The organism is Candidatus Palauibacter sp. (genome assembly GCF_965208055.1).
Lineage (GTDB): Bacteria > Gemmatimonadota > Gemmatimonadetes > Palauibacterales > Palauibacteraceae > Palauibacter.
Window position 1 is genome coordinate 1,972,536 of sequence record NZ_CBDBNY010000004.1, and the last position, 19,866, is coordinate 1,992,401.

Annotated in this window: 19 protein-coding genes and 1 tRNA gene; 10 read left to right on the forward strand and 10 right to left on the reverse strand. The window is 67.4% G+C overall.

Annotated elements, in window-relative coordinates; all coding sequences use genetic code 11:
• Positions 1–6 precede the first annotated feature (6 nt).
• From ACOGXI_RS08670 to ACOGXI_RS08690, 5 genes are all read right to left on the reverse strand, one after another.
• Positions 7–1,158: a hypothetical protein gene (locus ACOGXI_RS08670; protein ID WP_419938462.1), complete on the reverse strand. Its 1,152-nt coding sequence runs from the start codon at positions 1,156–1,158 to the stop codon at positions 7–9.
• 14 nt (positions 1,159–1,172) lie between these two features.
• On the reverse strand, positions 1,173–2,246 hold the full coding sequence (locus tag ACOGXI_RS08675; RefSeq protein WP_419938463.1) for a hypothetical protein: 1,074 nt from the start codon (positions 2,244–2,246) through the stop codon (positions 1,173–1,175).
• Between the two features lie 57 nt (positions 2,247–2,303).
• Positions 2,304–2,561, reverse strand: a complete 258-nt coding sequence (locus tag ACOGXI_RS08680) for a hypothetical protein (RefSeq protein WP_419938464.1) — start codon at positions 2,559–2,561, stop codon at positions 2,304–2,306.
• Positions 2,562–2,573: 12 nt separating this feature from the next.
• On the reverse strand, positions 2,574–3,176 hold the full coding sequence (locus tag ACOGXI_RS08685) for a hypothetical protein (RefSeq protein ID WP_419938465.1): 603 nt from the start codon (positions 3,174–3,176) through the stop codon (positions 2,574–2,576).
• Between the two features lie 98 nt (positions 3,177–3,274).
• Positions 3,275–4,075 carry a hypothetical protein gene (locus tag ACOGXI_RS08690; RefSeq protein ID WP_419938466.1) on the reverse strand — a complete coding sequence of 267 codons (801 nt, stop codon included), beginning with the start codon at positions 4,073–4,075 and terminating at the stop codon, positions 3,275–3,277.
• A 399-nt stretch (positions 4,076–4,474) separates the two neighbouring features.
• Here ACOGXI_RS08690 and ACOGXI_RS08695 point away from each other — a divergent pair, with 399 nt between their 5' ends.
• The gene (locus tag ACOGXI_RS08695; protein WP_419938467.1) at positions 4,475–4,627 is read left to right on the forward strand and encodes a hypothetical protein; all 153 of its coding nucleotides are present in this window, start codon (positions 4,475–4,477) and stop codon (positions 4,625–4,627) included.
• A gap of 2 nt (positions 4,628–4,629) precedes the next feature.
• On the opposite strand, the gene ACOGXI_RS08700 is transcribed toward ACOGXI_RS08695, so the two are convergent.
• Both ACOGXI_RS08700 and ACOGXI_RS08705 read right to left on the reverse strand, forming a co-directional pair.
• Positions 4,630–5,475, reverse strand: a complete 846-nt coding sequence (locus tag ACOGXI_RS08700; RefSeq protein WP_419938468.1) for a purine-nucleoside phosphorylase — start codon at positions 5,473–5,475, stop codon at positions 4,630–4,632.
• Positions 5,472–6,890 (reverse strand): NupC/NupG family nucleoside CNT transporter, encoded by a 1,419-nt coding sequence (locus ACOGXI_RS08705; RefSeq protein ID WP_419938469.1) that lies wholly within the window; start codon positions 6,888–6,890, stop codon positions 5,472–5,474. The genes ACOGXI_RS08700 and ACOGXI_RS08705 overlap by 4 nt, the downstream gene beginning before the upstream one ends.
• Before the next feature lie 322 nt (positions 6,891–7,212).
• Here ACOGXI_RS08705 and dnaK point away from each other — a divergent pair, with 322 nt between their 5' ends.
• The 9 genes from dnaK to ACOGXI_RS08750 all read left to right on the forward strand — a co-directional run bounded on the left by dnaK (position 7,213) and on the right by ACOGXI_RS08750 (position 15,672).
• Positions 7,213–9,159, forward strand: coding sequence for a molecular chaperone DnaK (gene dnaK, locus ACOGXI_RS08710; RefSeq protein ID WP_419938470.1), 1,947 nt, complete (start codon positions 7,213–7,215; stop codon positions 9,157–9,159).
• Between the two features lie 163 nt (positions 9,160–9,322).
• A complete protein-coding gene (locus ACOGXI_RS08715; RefSeq protein WP_419938471.1) occupies positions 9,323–10,951 on the forward strand; it encodes a trypsin-like peptidase domain-containing protein in 1,629 nt (542 codons plus the stop codon).
• A gap of 102 nt (positions 10,952–11,053) precedes the next feature.
• Positions 11,054–11,136: transfer RNA gene (locus ACOGXI_RS08720), tRNA-Leu, on the forward strand.
• 86 nt (positions 11,137–11,222) lie between these two features.
• A complete protein-coding gene (gene tig, locus ACOGXI_RS08725; RefSeq protein ID WP_419938472.1) occupies positions 11,223–12,494 on the forward strand; it encodes a trigger factor in 1,272 nt (423 codons plus the stop codon).
• A 30-nt stretch (positions 12,495–12,524) separates the two neighbouring features.
• On the forward strand, positions 12,525–13,160 hold the full coding sequence (locus ACOGXI_RS08730) for an ATP-dependent Clp protease proteolytic subunit (protein ID WP_419938473.1): 636 nt from the start codon (positions 12,525–12,527) through the stop codon (positions 13,158–13,160).
• Positions 13,161–13,193: 33 nt separating this feature from the next.
• Positions 13,194–14,438 (forward strand): ATP-dependent Clp protease ATP-binding subunit ClpX, encoded by a 1,245-nt coding sequence (clpX, locus tag ACOGXI_RS08735; protein ID WP_419938474.1) that lies wholly within the window; start codon positions 13,194–13,196, stop codon positions 14,436–14,438.
• Between the two features lie 31 nt (positions 14,439–14,469).
• The gene (gene yihA, locus ACOGXI_RS08740) at positions 14,470–15,042 is read left to right on the forward strand and encodes a ribosome biogenesis GTP-binding protein YihA/YsxC (protein ID WP_419940181.1); all 573 of its coding nucleotides are present in this window, start codon (positions 14,470–14,472) and stop codon (positions 15,040–15,042) included.
• Between the two features lie 28 nt (positions 15,043–15,070).
• Positions 15,071–15,199 carry a hypothetical protein gene (locus ACOGXI_RS08745; RefSeq protein ID WP_419938475.1) on the forward strand — a complete coding sequence of 43 codons (129 nt, stop codon included), beginning with the start codon at positions 15,071–15,073 and terminating at the stop codon, positions 15,197–15,199.
• On the forward strand, positions 15,196–15,672 hold the full coding sequence (locus tag ACOGXI_RS08750) for an SRPBCC domain-containing protein (RefSeq protein WP_419938476.1): 477 nt from the start codon (positions 15,196–15,198) through the stop codon (positions 15,670–15,672). The genes ACOGXI_RS08745 and ACOGXI_RS08750 overlap by 4 nt, the downstream gene beginning before the upstream one ends.
• Positions 15,673–15,701: 29 nt before the next feature.
• Here ACOGXI_RS08750 and ACOGXI_RS08755 read toward each other — a convergent pair whose 3' ends face one another.
• Genes ACOGXI_RS08755 through argF form a run of 3 tightly spaced genes read right to left on the reverse strand, consistent with a single transcriptional unit; the run spans position 15,702 to position 19,848 of the window.
• Entirely contained in the window at positions 15,702–17,345 is a 1,644-nt protein-coding gene (locus tag ACOGXI_RS08755; RefSeq protein WP_419938477.1) for a sigma-54 interaction domain-containing protein, read from the reverse strand.
• Positions 17,345–18,934, reverse strand: coding sequence for a glycine cleavage system aminomethyltransferase GcvT (gcvT, locus tag ACOGXI_RS08760; RefSeq protein ID WP_419938478.1), 1,590 nt, complete (start codon positions 18,932–18,934; stop codon positions 17,345–17,347). The genes ACOGXI_RS08755 and gcvT overlap by 1 nt, the downstream gene beginning before the upstream one ends.
• Positions 18,931–19,848, reverse strand: coding sequence for an ornithine carbamoyltransferase (argF, locus tag ACOGXI_RS08765; RefSeq protein ID WP_419938479.1), 918 nt, complete (start codon positions 19,846–19,848; stop codon positions 18,931–18,933). The genes gcvT and argF overlap by 4 nt, the downstream gene beginning before the upstream one ends.
• Between the last annotated feature and the right edge of the window lie 18 nt (positions 19,849–19,866).

Sequence of the window (19,866 nt, forward strand, 5' to 3'; positions counted from 1 at the left end):
TCGCGGTCAACCGGGATCCTCCTCCTGAAAGCTGAGCTTTGCGATCCGCCAGGGCGGGAAACGGGTGTCCTGAAGGACATAGAGATGCCTCCCCCCGCCCAGCACCCGTGAGTTTTCCGGTAAGGGCACATCCTCGTACAGCTTGCCGCCGGTGTGCCGGTCGTAGATGTCGAGCGACGAGTGGTACTCGGTGAAGCCAACCTCGGAGCCAAAGCGTCCGTGTACGACGATCAGGTGAGACCCCACCACCGCCATCTGCGAGATCGTGCTGTGGCCCCCAAGCAGGTTCGGCAGCGGGGTCAGGTTGTTTGGCGCGAGCGCCCCAGGCTCAAAGACGGGAACCGGTAGAAACGTCGAGGATGGCACGCCGATCTCGCCAACCGAGTCGCCCGCTGTGCTCAGAATGGCCACCGGGTAGCGGAGGCTGGACGCCATGTAGATGGAATCGCCTGCCACGTCGAATGAGAAACGCACGAGCGACGCCCAATAGGGCCTTTCGATGGGAACGAACGGGTAGGTATAGGCGCTCCAGGCGACCCGGTTGTCCGCAAGTCGATGAAGCAGGCGAGGACGCTGAAGGAGCCGTGAAGCGTCCGGCGACCGCTCGGTGGCAAGCATGAGCCCCACCAGCAGATCATCCCCCATTGGCTCGATTCCCGACGGGACGCCCGGGAGTTGTGCTATGGTGTCCGGTTCGAGGTCGCCCGTCAGGTACGTGAGACGAATCTGACGGGAATCGAGCACGGCGACCTCGCCTGAAGCGGTCTCGGCCAGGCCGTTGATTCGCTGGAACTCGAACGGCCCCTCGCCGAACCGGCCGAAAGCCGCATCGAGCCGCCCATCCTCGCGGTAACTCCGGATTCTCGGGAGCTGTCCGTCGCTGAGCAGGAAACCCTCGGTAGCGCGTTCCGCAAAGGAACCTGGCGTGGCGATGGAGTCTTGCGGATCCTCACCGAGCGTGACCACGACGTCCGTCTTGAACACCTCGCCAAGAGCGACTCGCGCTGCCCCGCTTCCCGAATCAGGCGCTCGCGCACATGCCGTGACCGCCAAGACCGCCAAGACCGGAGCGAGACGTGGCACGTGCGCATCCTCCCGGCAGAAAACCGACATCAACCTATCAAACGATGACTTCCGAGAGGCATCGGATCGGTTCAATCGTCACACTGGCGTCACCCTGGACTCCCCTCGCGGAGGCTGAGCTTTACAATGCGCCAAGGCGGGAAACGGGTGTCCGCGAGAAGGTACAGGTGCCGCCCGCCACCCAGAATCTGTGAGTTCTCCGGTAACGGCACGTCCTCGTAGAGCTTGCGGCCGGTGTGCCGGTCGTAGATGTCGAGCGACGAATGATACGCGCCGAAGGCCGCCCCGGATCTCGGGGAACGGAAACGGCCGTGTACTACCGCGAGATAGGAACCAACCACAGCGATGTGCGAGATCGTGCTGCGCCCCCCAAGCAACTCTGGTATTTGGGTGCCGTACCCGCCGGGCCCGAACGCACCGGACTCGAACACGGGAACCGGCTCGAAGGTCGGGGGTGGAACACCGAATTCACCGATCGAATCGCCTGTCGCGTTCAGGATCGCGACAGGATAGCGGAGAGAGAATGCCATGTAGATGGAGTCGCCCGCCACGTCGAACGAGAAGCGTGCGATCGAATTCCAGTAGGGTCTCTCCGCAGGAAGAAACGGCCACGTGTACGAACTCCACACCACCTCGTTCTCCGTGAGGCGATGCAGCATCAGTGGGCGACGATGGAAACGCGAAAGGTCGTCAGCCCCACCCGATACGCCGCCGAGTCTCATATCCAACGGGAGGTCGTCGCCGATGGCCTTCGCACGCCAGGGAATCCCGGGTAACGAAACCGTGGTGTCCGCCAGCAGCTCTCCGGTCAGCCAAGTCAATCGGGTCTGACGGCTATCGAGCACGGCGACCCGGCCCGAGCCTGTTGCCGCCAAGCCATCGATGCCCTGGAACTCGAAGGGGCCCACTCCGAATCGTCCGAAAGCTGCCTCGAGCCGACCGTGCTCGTCGTAGCTCCGGACCCTGGGGAGCTGCCCATCACTCAAGAGGAAGCCCCCGTGGGCACGCTCCTGAAAAATGCCCGGCACGGCGATCGAGTCCTCTGGACTCTCTTCCAGCACGATGACCGTGTCGGTATCGAACGCAACGTCCAGTGCGATCCCGGCTAATGGTTCCGCAGGATCGGGCGCGATGTCGCATGCTACAATAGCCAGCACCGTCACGAACGGGGCGGCAGAAACCTGCCACTGCCGCCGCCTGAGACCCGTCAAGATACGATCCTATTGAATGACAATGACGAGTTCCGGAAGGCAGCACCACTCTTCTGCCGTCCAGCACGCCGAGCCCTCACATGTACCCCTGAAGTCATGCGCTAGCTCAACACACGGTCCCACCTCGTCTTCCCACTCCTCGACACACTCATCCCCGCCCTCTTGTCCATCCAGCGCCATCGGACCCACGGTCGTGGATGCGATTCCGAACGTGAAGAGCACCGCCAGCACGGTGGCGATACGGGTCAATTGTGCGAACCGGTCCATTTTTTCCCTCCTCTAGGGATTCACGAGTTGACTACGAATGAGGCCGGTCGTGAGAGTTCCACGCAGAACGCCCACCTGAGCCTCGAAGTTCCAACCACAATCGGAGGCGGCCTTTCTGGAATCGGCCATCAATACGACTCCGGTGCGATCGACGAGAAGCTTCGTGCTCGGGAGAAGTGGCCCGAAGGCGGCCTCCAGATCTTGTCGCGATGCGGCGGTGAACGTCGTGCCGCGCAACGCCCGTCGCGCATCCTGAGGCACGTCGTCGTCACCAAACACCACGACATGGCGCTTCAACGACGTATCGTCCCCAAGGGCATTCCATACGGCCGACCTGCCACTCAAGCAGGTTCGGCACTGTGCGACATCAACGATCCAAACCAGGTGCGCCTCCGCAGGATCCGGTTCTTCGAGTCCGAGCCACGACAAGGACGCCGAGGTTCCGACCAGACGGTCCCGGACGTTCGTCCGCTCAACCAGAGGACCCGTCGCCCGCAGCGTCGCCGAAAGCTCGCGGTTGTGCGAGGCCACGTTCCAAACCAGGACCGCGCAGCCAAAGACCAAGCCGAGCACGGTCAAGTCCAGAACCGTCCTGAAGGATTTTCTGGCCGCCATGAGCGTCACCTGCCTGCCACGAAATCGTGTTTCTCCTCATCCGTAAGCTGCATTCCCCAGCGAGGTTACGGCAATGAAACATGGTGTATCAGTTTGGGTCAATCCGAATATTTTTGGTCGAGAGTGAATACTCGGTCCGATTCGGCAGGCAGGATGGTTCGGACATGGTCCACCGTGAACGCCGCGAAGAGTGGGTTCGGGGCCATACGCGCAAGCTCCCCGAGCGTGCAGCCCGGCCATGCTCCCACTCTTCGGGCGATCGTGGCCCGGCCAAGTCGCACGTGTCGCGCCACGCTCTTCCATTGCAGGCCCGACCGGCGAAGCTCGTATACCCTGAGGACCGAGAGACCGGCGAGGAACGCGCCCAGCGTCGTGGCGCCGTTCGCTCGCACTCCGAACTGCTTGAACAGCGTGACCGGCGCACAGCCCACGTCCCCGGCCAGTTCCCGCACGTTGCGAACCGGTCGGTCGGCAGCCCGCCGCACCGCTTGAACCAGGGCTTCCCGGAGAGCGGAAGGCAACGACGAGCGCTCGAACGATTTCGCCAGGCTCCACAGACCCCGTGTCGCGCGCGCGGCGTCGAGGCGGGGCCGGAGACGCGTCCGGTATTCGGTGAACCAGACCATCGCCGCCACACGCACGCGAAGCAGTTGCCTGGCCAACTCGGGATCGGGATTCGTCACGAGAACCACCGGCACCCACGGCCGCTCGCGCTCGAACCTCGCCAGCAAGTCGATCTGCGCCGACCGAACCCGGCCCGCGCAAGCGATCACGACCGCCTCGACCTCACGGTCGATACTGGCGAGCGCTTCGGTGGCGTCCGCCACCCGGGTGCCGGGGCCCGCGGCTCGGCATACCTCCCGGGCTGCCTGCGGCGTGTCGGCGACTACAAGGATCATGGCGGCCTCTTCCGAACGGGAACGCGGCAGCGCCCGCGAGCTTCGATGTGCCTCCGGCCCATACCGTGTAGATGCAGCGAACGGGCGAAACCCCTCACGAGCCGGCCGACCGGATGGCGCACGTTCATCGGCGTTCGTCTTGTAGACTGCTTGTAACACAATGTATGGCAGGCGGTTAGGAAGATCGGCGTCCGAGCCCGGGAGACAGCGGCGGCTGCGGTGGGATCGCCGGTGGCCGGTGCATCGATCCCACGAATCGTCGTGGGACTCGGTCGAAGTCGGCGCCAAGAGCAGCGGCGGCATCCCGGTCCGGCTTGAGGCTGGCACCCGGTTGACGCCACATTGATGGGCATCTGGAGGTTTGCCATATGCGGACGGCCACTCCGGCGACGCGTCGCGGTGAACCTTTCAGCGGGAGATCTCCGGGGCGAGATCAAGGATGTGCGCGACAAGCTCGGGAACGAGATCGGTGCGCTCCGGGGCGAAGTGGCGAAGACGAGCACCTCGGTGGCCCGGTTGGAGGACCATGCCTTCGGCGACGAAACGTGCTGACGCTACGGGAACCGGCGGATCGACTCGGCGACGAGGCGTTGGAAGCCGGTCTGGGCGAGTTTCGTCGTCTCGAGCACTTCCTCGTGATTCAGCGGCTCGTCGAGGACGCCCGCCGCGTAGTTCGTGAGGCAGGAGACGGCCACGCAGCGGATGCCGAGGGCGCGCGCCGCGATCACCTCCGGTACCGTGGACATGCCGACGGCGTCGGCGCCCAGCGGTCGCAGCATGCGGATCTCCGCGGGGGTCTCGAAGGCGGGGCCGTGCATCGCCGCGTAGACGCCCTCATGCAGCGTGTGGCCCAGCTCGGCCGCGGTCTCGCGCACGATCACACGTAGTTCGCGGTCGTAGGCGAAGGTCAGGTCGGGGAAACGATTCTCCGTCCCCACGACGGAGCCGATGAGGGGGCTCGTGCCGGTCAGGTTCAGGTGGTCCGAGATCAGCATCAGTTCGCCGGGGCGCCAGCCCTCGCGGATCGCCCCGGCGGCGTTCGAGAGGAAGAGGACGGGGATCCCCAGCGCCGCCGCGACCCGCACGTAGAAGACGACGCGGTCCGGCGGGCCGCCCTCGTAGAGATGGACGCGTCCGCTGAGGCCCAGCACGGGCCGGCCGCCGAGCGTCCCGATCAAGGCGTGCCCGGCGTGCCCGATCACCGTCGGACGGGGCCAGCCGGGAAGATCCTCGTATGGCACCCGCACGGGATCCTCGATCTCCGCGCCGAGCCCGCCGAGCCCCGAACCCATCGTGACCGCGACATCCGGCACGGCGCCGTCCAGCCGGTCCCCGATGCGGGCTCGCAGCGCCGCGGCCGCCGCCTCGACGCCGGCCTGGATGTCGGCGGCGCGGGTCACGCGAGGACGCCGGCCAGCGTCGCCGTCATCCACGTCGCCACGGTACCCCCGAGCATCGCCCGGAGGCCGAGTTTCGACAGATCCTCACGCCGGCCGGGGGCGATCCCCCCGATGCCTCCGATCTGGATCGCGATCGAACTGAAGTTCGCGAAGCCCGTCAGCGCGTACGTGCACATGATGAGCGACTTGTTCGAGAGCTGCAGGTCGCCGCCGAGCCCGGCCCCGAGGTTGGTGAAGGCGAGGAACTCGTTCGCGACCATCTTCACGCCGAACAGCGTTCCGACCTCGACCGCGTCGGCCCACGGCACGCCGATGAGCCAGGCGACCGGGGCGAAGACCCAGCCGAAGATCCGCTCGAGCGTGATGCCCTCCACGCCGAACAGCCCCGTCACCCAGCCGATGATGCCGTTCCCCAAGGCGATGATGGCGAGGAAGGCGAGGAGCATGGCCCCCACGTTCAGGGCGAGCTTCAGCCCGTCCCCGGCCCCTCCGGCCGCCGCGTCGATCACGTTCGCGTGCGCCTGCGGCGGGTCGATGTCCAGCGTGCCGCGCGTCTCGGGTTCTTCCGTCTCGGGCATCAGCATCTTGCTCACCACGACCCCCGCCGGAGCCGCCATGATGCTCGCCGCCAGGAGGTGTCCCGCGATGCCCGGGAACACCCCCACGAGGATCGCGACGTACGCCGCCAGCGCGCCGCCCGCCACGGTTGCGAAGCCCCCCGTCATCACCGTGTTGAGTTCCGACATCGTCATCCGGTCCACGAAGGGCCGGATGAGGAGGGGCGCCTCCGTCTGGCCGACGAAAATGTTGCCGGCGGCCGAGGTCGTCTCGGCGCCGCTCGTCCCGAGGGTCCGCTGCATCGCCCAGGCGACGCCCCGCACGACGCGCTGCATGAACCCCAGGTGATAGGCGAGGGCCATGAGAGAGGAGAAGAAGATGATCGTGGGCAGGACGCTGAAGGCGAAATTCGCGCCGATGTTCACGATGCCGCCCGCGCCTCCGTCGACCGGCGTCGAGCGATCCACGAGCGACCCGAACACGAAGCGCGACCCCTCGTTCGTATAGCCGATGAGGGCGACGAACACGTCGTTGACGGCGCTGAAGAAGGTTCGGCCGATCCCCGTCTTGAGGACGAGGAGGGCGAACACGACCTGAAGCCCGAGCCCCTTCGCGACGAGGGGCCACGAGATCGACTTCCGGTGCGCGGAGCAGAGCCACACGGTCGTGAGCAGGAACGCGATCCCGAGCAGGCCCCGCGCCAGGCGCGAGAAGAAGGGTTCGTCGATCGTGCCGCCCACCCCCTCGAGCCCCTGCGCCGCCAGCGGCGCCGCCGTCGCGGCCAGCAAGAGGCAGAACGCCGCGGTTGCGGCCGCCGCGGCCATTGCGGAGCGGCGTGGGACGCGACGCTGGGACATCGGCGCACTCCGGTTGAGGTTCGCGGCGACGGGAGCTGCGGAAACATATCCCGTCCCGTCTTCCGCGCCACGCTACGCTCGCTTCCATGCCAATTTGGCACCTGACGCCGACCGACGGTGCCGGCGAGTGCCATTTTGTCGGAAAATATCGAAAAAGACGGCGTACGGCCGCGCCGCGACGCGGCACGGCGATTGCACCTTGTTTCTTCGTTCGCGGGTGCGCGCCGGAAACGAGGCGCCGCTCCATGCGATTCGGACGTGGTTCGGAGCTGGGACGAGACCAGCGGAAACAGCAGACCAGCACAAAGCCAAGGACAATCGAATGGGCAAGATCATCGGAATCGATCTCGGGACGACGAACTCGGTCGTCGCGGTAATGGAGGGTGGAGACCCCGTCGTCATCCCGAGCGCGGAGGGCGCGCGCACCACGCCCTCGGTGGTCGCCTTCACGAAGGAGGGAGAGCGGCTCGTCGGACAGGTCGCCAAGCGGCAGGCCGTCACGAACCCCCTCAACACCGTCGCCTCGATCAAGCGCTTCATGGGCCGCAAGCGGTCCGAGGTGGGCGAGGAGATGAAGCTCGTCACCTACGACATCCAGGGCGACAACCAGGACCGCGTCCAGGTGCGGATTGCGCACGCGGACAAGACCTTCACGCCGCCGGAACTCTCGGCCATGGTGCTGCAGAAGATGAAGCAGACGGCCGAGGATTACCTGGGCCAGGAGGTGACCGAGGCCGTGATCACGGTCCCGGCATACTTCAACGACGCCCAGCGCCAGGCGACGAAGGACGCGGGCCGCGTCGCCGGCCTCACGGTCCGCCGGATCATCAACGAACCGACGGCCGCGGCGCTCGCCTACGGCCTCGACAAGAAGTCGGACGAGAAGATCGCCGTGTTCGACCTCGGCGGCGGCACCTACGACATCTCCGTGCTCGAACTCGGGGATGGCGTGTTCGAGGTGAAGGCCACCAACGGCGACACGCACCTCGGCGGAGACGACTTCGACCAGCGCCTCATCAACTGGCTCGTGGACGAGTTCAAGAAGGACCAGGGGATCGATCTCTCGGCCGACCCGATGGCCCTGCAGCGGCTCAAGGAGGCGGCGGAGAAGGCGAAGATCGAGCTCAGCTCCACGATGCAGACCGACATCAACCTCCCCTTCATCACGGCCGATGCCTCGGGTCCCAAGCACCTCAACCTCGCCCTCACGCGGGCGAAGTTCGAGCAGCTCGTGGACGACCTGATCCAGCGCACGATTCCGCCGATGGAGAAGGCGCTGGCCGACGCCGGTCTCTCGGTCGATGAGATCGACGAGGTCATTCTGGTCGGCGGCTCGACCCGGATCCCCAAGATCCAGGACGTGGTGAAGGATTTCTTCGGTCAGGACCCGCACAGGGGCGTGAACCCGGACGAGGTCGTGGGCATCGGGGCCGCGATCCAGGGCGGCGTGCTCGGAGGCGACGTGAAGGACGTCCTCCTCCTCGACGTCACCCCGCTCTCGCTGGGGATCGAGACGCTGGGCGGCGTGATGACGTCGCTCATCGAGCGCAACACGACGATCCCCACGAAGAAGTCGGAGATCTTCTCGACCGCGGAGGACAACCAGAACACGGTGGACATCCACGTGCTGCAGGGCGAGCGGAAGATGGCGAGCGGCAACAAGACGATCGGCCGCTTCCAGCTCACGGGCATCCCGCCCGCGCCGCGCGGCGTGCCCCAGGTCGAGGTCACCTTCGACATCGACGCGAACGGCATCCTGCACGTGAGCGCCAGGGACCAGGCGACGGGCAAGGAGCAGAAGATCCGCATCGAGGCGTCGTCGGGGCTCTCCGACGCCGAGATCGAGACCATGGTGAGGGACGCGGAATCGCACGCGGCGGAGGACCAGGAGCGGCGTGAGACCGTCGAGGCCCGCAACCGGCTCGACTCGCTCGTGTACCAGACGGAGAAGAATCTCGAGGACTGGAAGGAGTCGCTCGACGACGCGGACCGGTCCGCGATCGAGGAGACGCTGGAGCGGGGGCGGGCCGCGCTCAAGCAGGACGACACCGAGGAAGTGGACGCGGCCGCCACCGCGATCCAGGAAGCGGTCGGCGCGGCGGCGCAGAAGATGTACGCCGCGGCCGGGATGGGCGCCGACGCCTCGCCGGGCGACATGCCGGGCGACGGGGACGGAGACGCCGAAGTCGAGGTGGAAGCGGACGACGCCGGTGAGGAGGAAGTCGTCGAGGCGGACTACGAGATCGTCGAGGAGTCCGACGACAAGTAGTCCCCGGCGCGGTTCCGGCGGCGCGCGACCCGGGAGCCCGGCCCTCTGGCAACCCCGGGTCGCGCACCGCTCATCCTATGTGCACGGCGGAAGGAAACGCTAAGTTCGATTCGATATACTGTTCGGCTGTGCGGTGACACGGCTGGGAGAGGGAGATGGGGGCATGAGCGACTCGCTGCGTACTCGACTGAACCTGCTGATCGCGACGGCGATCGCGTTCGCGTTCGGCGTGGGATTGGCTTCGGTACTGGACCTGACGCCGGTTTCGATCGCGGCCGACAGCAACCGGGACCCGGGGTGGGTGATCGGGGCCCCGGCGAGCGCCGAGATGACGATGGAGAGCGGCTTCGCCAATGTGGCGCAGCGCGTGGCCCCCGCGGTCGTCACGATCTACCTGACGGCGGAGCGGGAAACCTCGTTTCCGAACGCATCCCCGTTCCCGCCGGGCTTCGAGCCGCCGCCGGGCTTCGAGCCGCCGCCGGGGCTCGAGCTTCCGCCCGGGTTCGAGCTGCCGCCCGATTCCGAGCAGGACCGCGAGGAGGAGCGGCGGCCACGGACCGTCGAGTGGAGCGGGTCCGGCTTCATCGTCTCGGACAACGGCTACGTGGTGACGAACAACCATGTGGTGGCCGGCGCGGAACGCATCGACATCGAACTCCACGACGGACGGGTCTTCGACGACGTGGAACTCGTGGGGCGCGATCCGCAGACCGACGTGGCGCTGCTCCGGCTCCAGGTGGACGACATCGCCGTCCTTCCCATCGGCTCGAGCGACGAGACCGCGGTAGGCGAGTGGGTGCTGGCCATCGGGAGCCCCGGCTTCCGCACCGCGCCGGGACCGCTGCTGTCGTCCGTGACGGCGGGAATCGTCTCCGCCAAGGGGCGCAACATCTCCATCCTCCGGGACCGCAATCCTCTCGCGATCGAGGACTTCATCCAGACGGATGCGGTGATCAACCGGGGCAACTCGGGCGGGCCGCTGGTGAATGCGGCGGGCGAGGTGATCGGAATCAACACGGCGATCCTGTCGACGACGGGGAGCTACCAGGGGTACGGCTTCGCGGTCCCGATCGAACTCGCCCGCGAGGTCGTCGACGACCTGATCGAATTCGGGGAGGTCCGGCGGGCGCTCATCGGCGTCTCGATTACCGATGTCGACGCCGCGGACGCGGCGTTCTACGGCCTGGAGCGCGTCGAGGGCGCGAAGATCCAGACCTTCTCCTTCGACAACAGTCCCGCCAGGCTTGCCGGACTCGAAGGCGGCGACGTCATCGTCGGCGTGGCGGGGCAGCCCGTCTCCGGCGTGTCGGAACTGCAGCGGCGGATCCGCGCTTTCGAGCCGGGGGAGACGGTGGCCCTCGACATCGTGCGCCGTTCTACGCTGGAGCGCGACCGGGCTCGCGTCCGCCTCATCTCGGCGGACGACGACTCGCCTCCCCGGGTCGCGGCACGCTCCGAGACGCCCGAGGCGACGGGCGACGTGCTCGGCCTCGAAGTAAGTGATGACGCGGAAGTCGAACCCCGGGAATACGCGCCATACCGCATCGAGCCGGGGTTCAAGGGCGTCGTCATCACAGGCGGAGATTCGAGGGGCGCGGTGGGGCGGCTGCGCCTTCCCGAAGGGACGCTCATCCTCGACATCAACGGCGAGGAGATTCAGGGGCGGGCCGACTACGAGCGAATCCTCTCCGCGCTGGGGCCCGGCGATGCGCTGAGCGTGCAATTCAACGTCCTGCTGCTCGACGGGAGTCGACGGAACATGTTCCGGAGCGTCGTAATCCCGGAACGCTGATCCGCCGGGCGCCGGGAGGGGCGGGGGTTCTTGCTTGCCCCCGTTCCTCGCGATCCCGAGATTCGGCCGATCCCGGCGCCGCTTTCGACCTGGCGGAGTCGCGCGAAAGTGGCGGAATTGGCAGACGCGCCAGCTTTAGGAGCTGGTGGCCCTTGGCCGTGGGGGTTCGAGTCCCCCCTTTCGCACTTCGTGCCGTACACCGTGGGCACACCCGTGTGCACACACTGAGCCGTTCGCCCGTCCGGGAACACGAGCGGGAGCCAAACCGACCTTGAGCGCAGCCGACTCACAATCCGCCACGACGGATCCGTTCGACGTCGCGATCAAGCAGGAGAACGATTACCTGCGCCGCCTCGACGTGTCCGTCGACCCCGCGCAGGTGGCGGCGACGCGCCGCCGCGAAGCCGCCAAACTCCGGAAGACGACCCGCATCAAGGGATTCCGGAAGGGGAAGGTCCCGGTGCGGATCGTCGAGGAACGCTACGGTCCCCTCATCGACGAGCGGACGGTCGATGCGCTCGTCAACCGGGCGTATCGGAACGCCATCGAGCGGCACGACCTCTCCACCGTCGGGGAACCCGTGGTGAGCGAACTGGATTACCGGCCCGGTGAGCGGCTCTCCTTCCGCATCGACGTGGAGGTGATGCCGGCGATCGAGCTTGCGCGGACCGGAGGGTTCCGGGTCCAGCGGCGCGAAGTGGCCGTCGAGGATGCGGACATCGACGAGGTCATCGAGAACATCCGCAAGGAGAACGCGGTGCTCCAACCCGTGGACCGGGCGCCGCGGAGCGGGGATGTCGTCGCGGTGGCCATCCGGGAACACGGGAGTGGCGACGGCGCCGCGGAGAAGCCGTATCGGTTCGAACTGGGCGCGGGCTACGCGATTCCGGACGTCGAAGCCGCGATCCTCACACTGGCGCCCGGCGAGGAAGGCTCGTTCACGGTCTCCTACCCGGACGACTTCGGAGCCGAGGAACTCGCGGGCGCCACCCGGTCGCTGCAGATCCGTCTCGACGATGTCCGGACCAGCGAGCTTCCCGACCTGACGGATGAGTTCGCGAGCGAGATCGGAGATTTCGGGACGCTGGCGGACCTTCGAGAAGCGGTCGGAAAGGAACTCCTGGCGCGGGGTGAACGTCAGGCGGACGAGGAAGTCGGCGAACAACTCCTCGACGCGGTGATCGAAGCCAACGCCTTCGAGGTGCCGCCGAGTCTCACGTCGCGTTATCTTGACCAGGTGATCGACGCCCCCGAGGGAGCGGATCCCGAGCAGGTCGAGGAGGCCCGCAACTCCGTGGCCCCCCAGGTGGAGCGTCAGATCAAGCGGGATATGGTGCTCGAGCGGCTCATCGAGGATCAGGGGCTCGATCTGTCGAGCGAGGAATTCGACGAGCGCCTGTCGGAACTCGGGAAGGCGAGGAGCAAGAGTCTGGTGGAGATACGCCGGCAGCTCGCGAAGGAGAAGCAGCTCGACTCGCTCCGCCGCCGTTTTGCCATCGACAAGGCGTTCCGGTTTCTGATCGACGGCTCGGACGTGAGCTGATGGGCTTCGCAAACCACGTGAGGGACTGACTTGAGCACGATATTTGCACCGTATGTCATCGAACGGTCGAGCCGCGGGGAACGCACGTACGACATCTTCTCGCGTCTCCTCATGGACCGGATCGTCTTCCTCGGAGCTCCGATCAACGACGATGTGGCGAACGTGGTGATCGCCCAGTTGCTCTTCCTGGAGGCGGACAACCCGGAGCGCGAGATCAACATCTACATCAACTCGCCGGGAGGGAGCGTCCAGGCGGGACTCGCGATCTACGACACGATGCAGTTCCTGAACGCCCCGGTGGCGACGATGTGCATGGGGATGGCGGCGTCGATGGGAGCCTTCCTGCTCGCCGCCGGCACGCCCGGCAGGCGGCGCTCGCTGCCGAACGCGCGGATCATGATCCACCAGCCTTCCGGCGGCTCCTACGGGACGGCGGCGGACATCGAGATTCAGGCGAAGGAAATCCTCAACGCCCGCGAGCGGCTGAACGGGATTCTCGCCGGACACACCGGACAGGACCTCGACCGGATCGCGGAGGATGTCGACCGCGACCGCTTCATGTCCCCGGAGGAAGCGCGGGATTACGGGCTCATCGACCTGGTGGTGGCGCGGGAGGCGGAGGTTGACGGCAAGAACGGGCGACCCCGCCCCGCCGTGGCGAAGTAGCAGGGCAACCCGGGGGACCGAGGGGAGGCGACGATGCCGAGCGACAAGCACCTGCGCTGCTCCTTCTGCGGCAAGTCCAAGGATGCCGTCCAGAAGTTCATCTCCGGACCCAACGTCTATATCTGCAACGAGTGCATCTCGCTCTGTAACGAGATTCTCGCCGAGGAAGAGGAACGCGAACAATGCGGGCGCTTCACGGAGATCCCGACGCCGGCGGAGATCAAGGGCACGCTCGACGAGTACGTGATCGGGCAGGAGCTGGCGAAGAAGACGCTCTCCGTCGCGGTCTACAATCATTACCAGCGGATCAACCACCGCAGCCTGGTCGACGACGTCGAGATCGAGAAGTCGAACATCCTGCTGCTCGGTCCCACCGGAGTGGGCAAGACGCTGCTCGCGCAGACGCTGGCGCGGATTCTCCAGGTCCCGTTCACGATCGCGGACGCGACGACGCTCACCGAGGCGGGGTATGTGGGGGAGGATGTCGAGAACATCCTCGTCCGGCTCCTGCAGGCGGGCGAATACAACGTGGCGGAGTGCGAGCGCGGCATCGTCTATATCGACGAGATCGACAAGATCGCGCGCAAATCGGACAACCCGTCGATCACGCGGGACGTGTCGGGCGAGGGCGTCCAGCAGGCGCTGCTCAAGATCCTCGAGGGGACCGTGGCGTCGGTGCCGCCCCAGGGCGGGCGCAAACATCCGCAGCAGGAGTACATCCAGATCGACACGCGGAACATCCTCTTCATCTGCGGCGGCGCCTTCGACGGGCTCGAGGAGATCGTCCAGGAACGGCAGGGGCGTCGGCAGATCGGGTTCCGGGATGACATCATCGCCGGGACCGCCGCGAGCGACGAGGACAACCTTCTCGCCTGCGTCGAACCCGAGGACATGCTCCGCTACGGGCTCATCCCAGAACTCGTCGGACGGCTGCCGGTGCTCGTGGCGCTGCACGACCTCGACGAGGATGCGCTGGTGGAGATCCTGCAGCGTCCCAAGAACGCGCTGCTCAAGCAGTACACGAAGATGTTCGAACTCGAAGACGTGGGGCTCACGCTCGACCCGGGGGCGCTGCGCGCGATCGCGCGCAAGACGATCGACCGCGGGACGGGCGCCCGCGGGCTGAGGGCCGTGATGGAGTCCATCATGCTCGATGTGATGTTCGACCTGCCGGGGCGCATGGATATCCGCGAGGTCGTCGTCACGCGGGAAACCGTCGAGGAGAGCAACCAGCCGCTCCTCATCCTCGAGCCCGAGGCCAAGCGCAAGGAGGCGTAGGGTCACTACTCCGGTCCGGACGGCCGAGTTCATCGGCGCGGTGGGCGCGGCCGGACAGAAGCCGCCGCGCGACCTCCAACAGATCGCGATCGCCGGGCGCTCGAACGTCGGAAAGTCCTCCCTGCTCAATCGTCTCGTGGGGCGCAAGAGCCTCGCGCGAACTTCGAAGCAGCCGGGGCGCACGCGCGAGATCAACTTCTTCCTCGTCGACGACCGCTATATGCTCGTCGATCTGCCGGGCTACGGGTTCGCGAAGGCGCCGAAGACCGTGCGGGAGAAGTGGGGACGGCTGATCGATGGATACCTGCGCCGGACGCCGAAGCTGCTCGGCCTCGTGCTGCTCGTGGACGCGCGCCGCGGACTCACGGAGGACGACGAGCGGATGGTCGAGTTCCTTGGGGGGACCGGGACGCCGACGCTCTTCGCGCTCACGAAGACGGACAAGCTGAACCGGTCCGGGCGTCGGCGGGCGACGAAGAAGCTGCGCGAGGCGCTCGAGCTCGATGCGGACCAGCTGGTCGAGACGTCCGCGCGCACCGGGGCCGGCGTCGACACGCTGCGCGAGAGCATCGCCGCCCTCATCGCCAAGGCGGAGACCGGCTAGCCGATCGGACTCGTCGCGGGAGAAGGAGATGTCCGCGCCGGCGATGGACGCCTCTGCGGGAGCGCGCCTGTGGCGGGAGAGCGAGGCGCTGCTGGCGCGACATGGCCGGGGCGGCGAAGAGGGTCCGCACCGGTCCGCCACGGGTGAATCAGAGTGAAATCGCAGCGGAAGGGCATCGCCTTGTTCAAGGGACACGTGAGTTCGGAACCCGTGGAGATCGAGGCGCCGATCGAACGGGCGTGGGACATCCTCACCGACTTCGAGCGCTACGGCGAATGGAATCCGTTCACGCCCGCCGTCGCCACGGACTTCGAGATCGGCTCGCGGGTCGACCTGTACGTGAGGATGGGACCCTGGAGACTGAAGCAGGTCGAACGGATGGAGGTCGTCGAGCCGCCGCATCTCATCGCCTGGGGCACGACGATGGGCCACCGTTTCCTCATCTCGGCCCTGCGGGAGCAGCGTCTCGAAGCCATCGGCGAAGGGCGCTGCCGCTACCGGACGTCAGACGATTTCGCCGGACTTCTCATCCCGCTCGTGATGCTGCTCTTCGGCGGATTCGTGCGCCGCGGGTTCAACGACGTGGCACGAGGGCTGAAGGCCCGCGCGGAGACCGGTTCGGCGGCGTGACGAGGCCCGCGCCAGGGCGGGACGCGACACTAGTGTTCGATGCCGTACTTGCGGATCTTGCGGTAGATCGTGCGCTCGCCGATGCCGAGGGCCTGCGCGGCTTTCCGGCGGTTTCCCCCGGTCTGGCGGAGCACCGCGATGATCGCCTCGCGCTCGATCTCCTCCATCGTCATCCCGGGCCGAATCGCGATCGTGTCGGCGTCCTCCGGGTAGGGACTGTCCCCGGTCGGTGGGGCGACTTCGTCCCCGGCGGGCGAGGCGCCTGCGGCCCCGGCCGCATCGGACGCGTCGACCGCGTCGGTGATGTCGATCTCGATCGCGTCTTCGATATCTTCCCCCGCCCCGCTCCGGGAGGGAGCCGCGAGGAGTTGGCGGTCGCCTCTCCTGTAGGCCTCGAACTCCCGCTTGAGGTCATCGATGTCCACCTTGAGGTCGACGAGGGTGCGGAAGACGAAGGCGAGTTGCGGTGAACCGGGGATGGATCCGGCGCCGGCGTCGGCCGGAGGCGCGACGTGCGCGGGGGACGGCACGAGGCTCACGCCGCCCGACCGGATCTCCGGCGGGATGTCCTCCGGGCGGATGACGGAGCCGGGCGCGAGCACGACCATGGATTCGATCAGGTTCCGGAGTTCACGGACGTTCCCCGGCCAGTCGTAGTCGAGCAGGATCTGGAGCGCTTCCGGAGCGAGTCCGCGGAACTCCCGGTCGTGCTGCCGGCTGAACTCCGAGATGAAGCGGCGGATGAGGACGGGGATATCGCGGCGGCGCTCGCGGAGCGGCGGCATGTGGACGTTGAGGACGTTGAGGCGGTAGTACAGGTCGCGGCGGAACTCCCCCGTCTCGACCGCCTGCCTGAGGTCGCGGTTGGTGGCGGCGACGACGCGCACGCTGACCTGGATCTCGTGGTCCCCGCCCACCCTCATGAAGCGGCGGCTCTCGAGCACCCTCAGGAGCCGCGTCTGGGTGGGGAGCGGCATCTCGGCGATCTCGTCGAGGAGGAGCGTACCGCCATCGGCAAGTTCGAACATGCCCCGCCGCAGTGAGGTCGCTCCGGTGAAGGCGCCCTTCTCGTGCCCGAACAGTTCGGATTCGAGCAGCGACTCGGGGAGGGCGGCGCAGTTCACCGCGATGAAGGCCTTGGCGCGCCGCGGGGAGAGCCGGTGGAAGGCGCGCGCCACGAGTTCCTTTCCGGTCCCGCTCTCGCCGGTGAGGAGGACGGTGCTCATCACGGGGGCGATCATGTGCACCCGCTCGAGGATCTCGCGCACGGCCTCGGCGCGTCCGATGATTCCCGTTTTGCGCTGCAGGTCGTAGCGGTCGAGGTGCGTCTGCAGGACGACCCGCATCTCGTCGGGATCGATGGGAACCGGGAGCGCCTCGTCGAGATCGAAGGACCGTGCCAGCCGCCGACGCGCGTCCGGGTGGGTCTCCTCCGTGAGTCCGAGCACGGGCGGGCGCGGAATCTCCGCCTCGAACAGGCCGCGCATCGCGGCGGCGCGTGACTCGTCGGGAGGACCGGTGAGGACGAGGGCGACCTCTGCCGCGCCACCCAGCCGTCCATCGAGTTCGCGCACGGACTCCACGAACTCGACCTCGTGCCCGTCGGCCTGCGCGGCCTGCCGGACGGCGATGGCGGCCTCCACTGCGCGCCCGTCGACGAAGACGCGCGCCATCAGCCGCCTGGCGACGTGTGCGCGGTGTCGCCGCGCAACAGGTCGACCGCGTGGTCGACCACCGGTTCGAGGGCGGCGAGGCCGTCGGACACGCCGCCCGGGCTCCCGGGCAGGTTGATGAGGAGCGTCTCGCCGCGGACTCCGGCCAGCCCGCGGCCGAGCGCGGCGTAGGGCGTGGATTCGGCGCCGACGCGGCGCAGCATCTCGGCAATCCCCGGCGCCTCGCGCTCGAGGACGGTGCGCGTCGCTTCGGGCGTCACGTCGCGCGCGGCAAGTCCGGTTCCGCCGGTCGTGAGGACGAGATCGACCCCCCGTACATCGCACCAGTGCAGGAGGCGGGAGGCGATCGCGTCACTCTCATCGGGCACGACATCCGCGCCGGACAGCGAGTAGGCGCGCCCCCGAATCCACTTCCGGATGAGATCTCCGGAACCATCTTCGCGCTCGCCGGCGTACACGCCGTCGGAGATGGTCACGACGGCGATCCGCGGGGCGATCCGGTGCAGCGATCCGCGCGGATAGAAGGGCGGGCGCACGACTTCGGCCGCGATCGCCTTCCCCCGAATCATGATCTCCACCGCGTCGCCGAAGCCCGCGTCGACCGGCAGGTAGGCGGTCGCGATTCCGTGCCCCATGGAAGGGCTCACGGTCCCGCTTCGGACCTTTCCGACCGCCTCCCCGTCGAATCGCACTTCGTAACCCGCCCGCGGGAAGCCCCGCTCGAGCAGTCTCAGGAAGCGCAGCTTGCGGGCGAGACCGGCGGCGCGCTGGACGGCGAGGGCTTCCGCGCCCATGAAGTCACCCTTGGCGTGCTTCACGAGCCACCCGAGTCCGGCCTCGAGCGCGGTCGTCTCATCGTCCACGTCGTTGCCGTAGAGCGCGTACCCCATCTCGAGCCGGAGCGAGTCCCTGGCCCCCAGGCCCGTGGGGACGGCGCCGGCCGCGACGAGCGCCCGCCACGTCGCCACCGCGTGCGCGTTCGGCATATAGAGTTCGAACCCGATCTCCCCCGTGTAGCCGGTCCGGCTGATGACACACGGCGCGCCCGCGACCTCGCCGTGCACGAACCGGTAGTACTCGATCTCCGCCAGCGGCTGGTCCGTCAGCGGCGCCAGCATCACCTCGGCCATGGGTCCCTGGAGGGCGAGGAGGGCGATCTCATCGCTCTCGTCCGTCATCTCGACGTCGAAGCCCCGCGCGAGCCCGCTGAGGTGCGCCCAGTCCTTGGCCAGGTTGGCGGCGTTGACGACGAGCCGGTAATCGGCCTCGCCCATGCAGTAGACGATGAGGTCGTCGATGACGCCGCCGGTCTCGTGGCACATCGCGCTGTACTGGGCGTCTCCCGGCTCCAGGCGCGAGGGGTCGTTCGTCGTCGCGTAGGCCACGAACGCCCGCGCGTCCTCGCCGCGGACGCGGAACTCTCCCATGTGGGAAACGTCGAACAGGCCCGCGGTCTCGCGCACGGCATGGTGCTCGGCCCGGATCCCGGTCGGGTACTGGACGGGCATCGCGTACCCGGCGAAGGGAACGATCTTTCCGCCCAGGCGGACGTGTTCTTCGAATAGCGGGGTTTCTTTCAGGTCCTTCACGATGCCGCTCCCATGAGCATGGCGAGGATCGCCTTCTGCGAGTGGAGCCGATTCTCCGCCTCGTCCCAGACGCGGGACGCCGGCCCGTCGATGACTTCGGCCGCGACTTCCTCGCCCCGGTGCGCGGGCAGGCAGTGGAGGAAGATCGCATCATCGGCGGCCCGGGCCATGATCTCCGCGCCCACATGGTATCCGTCGAAGGCCCGCGCACGCTCCGCGGCCTCTTCCTCCTGTCCCATCGAGGCCCAGACATCCGTCGTCACGACGTGCGCCCCCTCGGCCGCCTCGGCCGGCATCCGAAAGAGATCGACCTGCGTCGCGCGTCCCGCGGCGGCGAGGATCGCGGGGTCCGGATCGTAACCTTCCGGGCAGGCGAGACGGAGTCGGAAGCCGAGCTTCGCCGCCGCGTTCAACCACGAGTTCGCCACGTTGTTGCCATCGCCGATCCAGGCGACGGTCCGCCCCGAGAGGTCGGGGCCGAACTCCGCGCGCGCGGTCTGCAGATCCGCCATGATCTGGCAGGGGTGCAGCAGGTCCGTGAGGCCGTTGATGACGGGAATCGAACCGTGCTCGGCCAGCGCCTCGACATCGGCCTGCGCGAACGTCCGGATCATGATTCCGTGCACGAAGCGCGACAGGACACGGGCCGTATCGGAGAGCGGCTCCCCGCGTCCGATCTGGATGTCGCGCGCGGACAGGAAGAGCGCCTGCCCGCCCAGTTGGTGCGTCCCCACCTCGAAGGACACCCGGGTACGGGTCGAACTCTTCGTGAAGATCATCGCGAGCGTCTTCCCGGTGAGGGGACGGCCCGCCGCGCCGGGGTCGGCCTTGAGGCGGTCGGCGAGATCGAGCGCCTCGCGCAGCCGCTCGGGCGCCCAGTCGGCGATCGAGAGAAAATGTCGGGTCCGGTCCATGGCTTCGTGTGCCCTCGG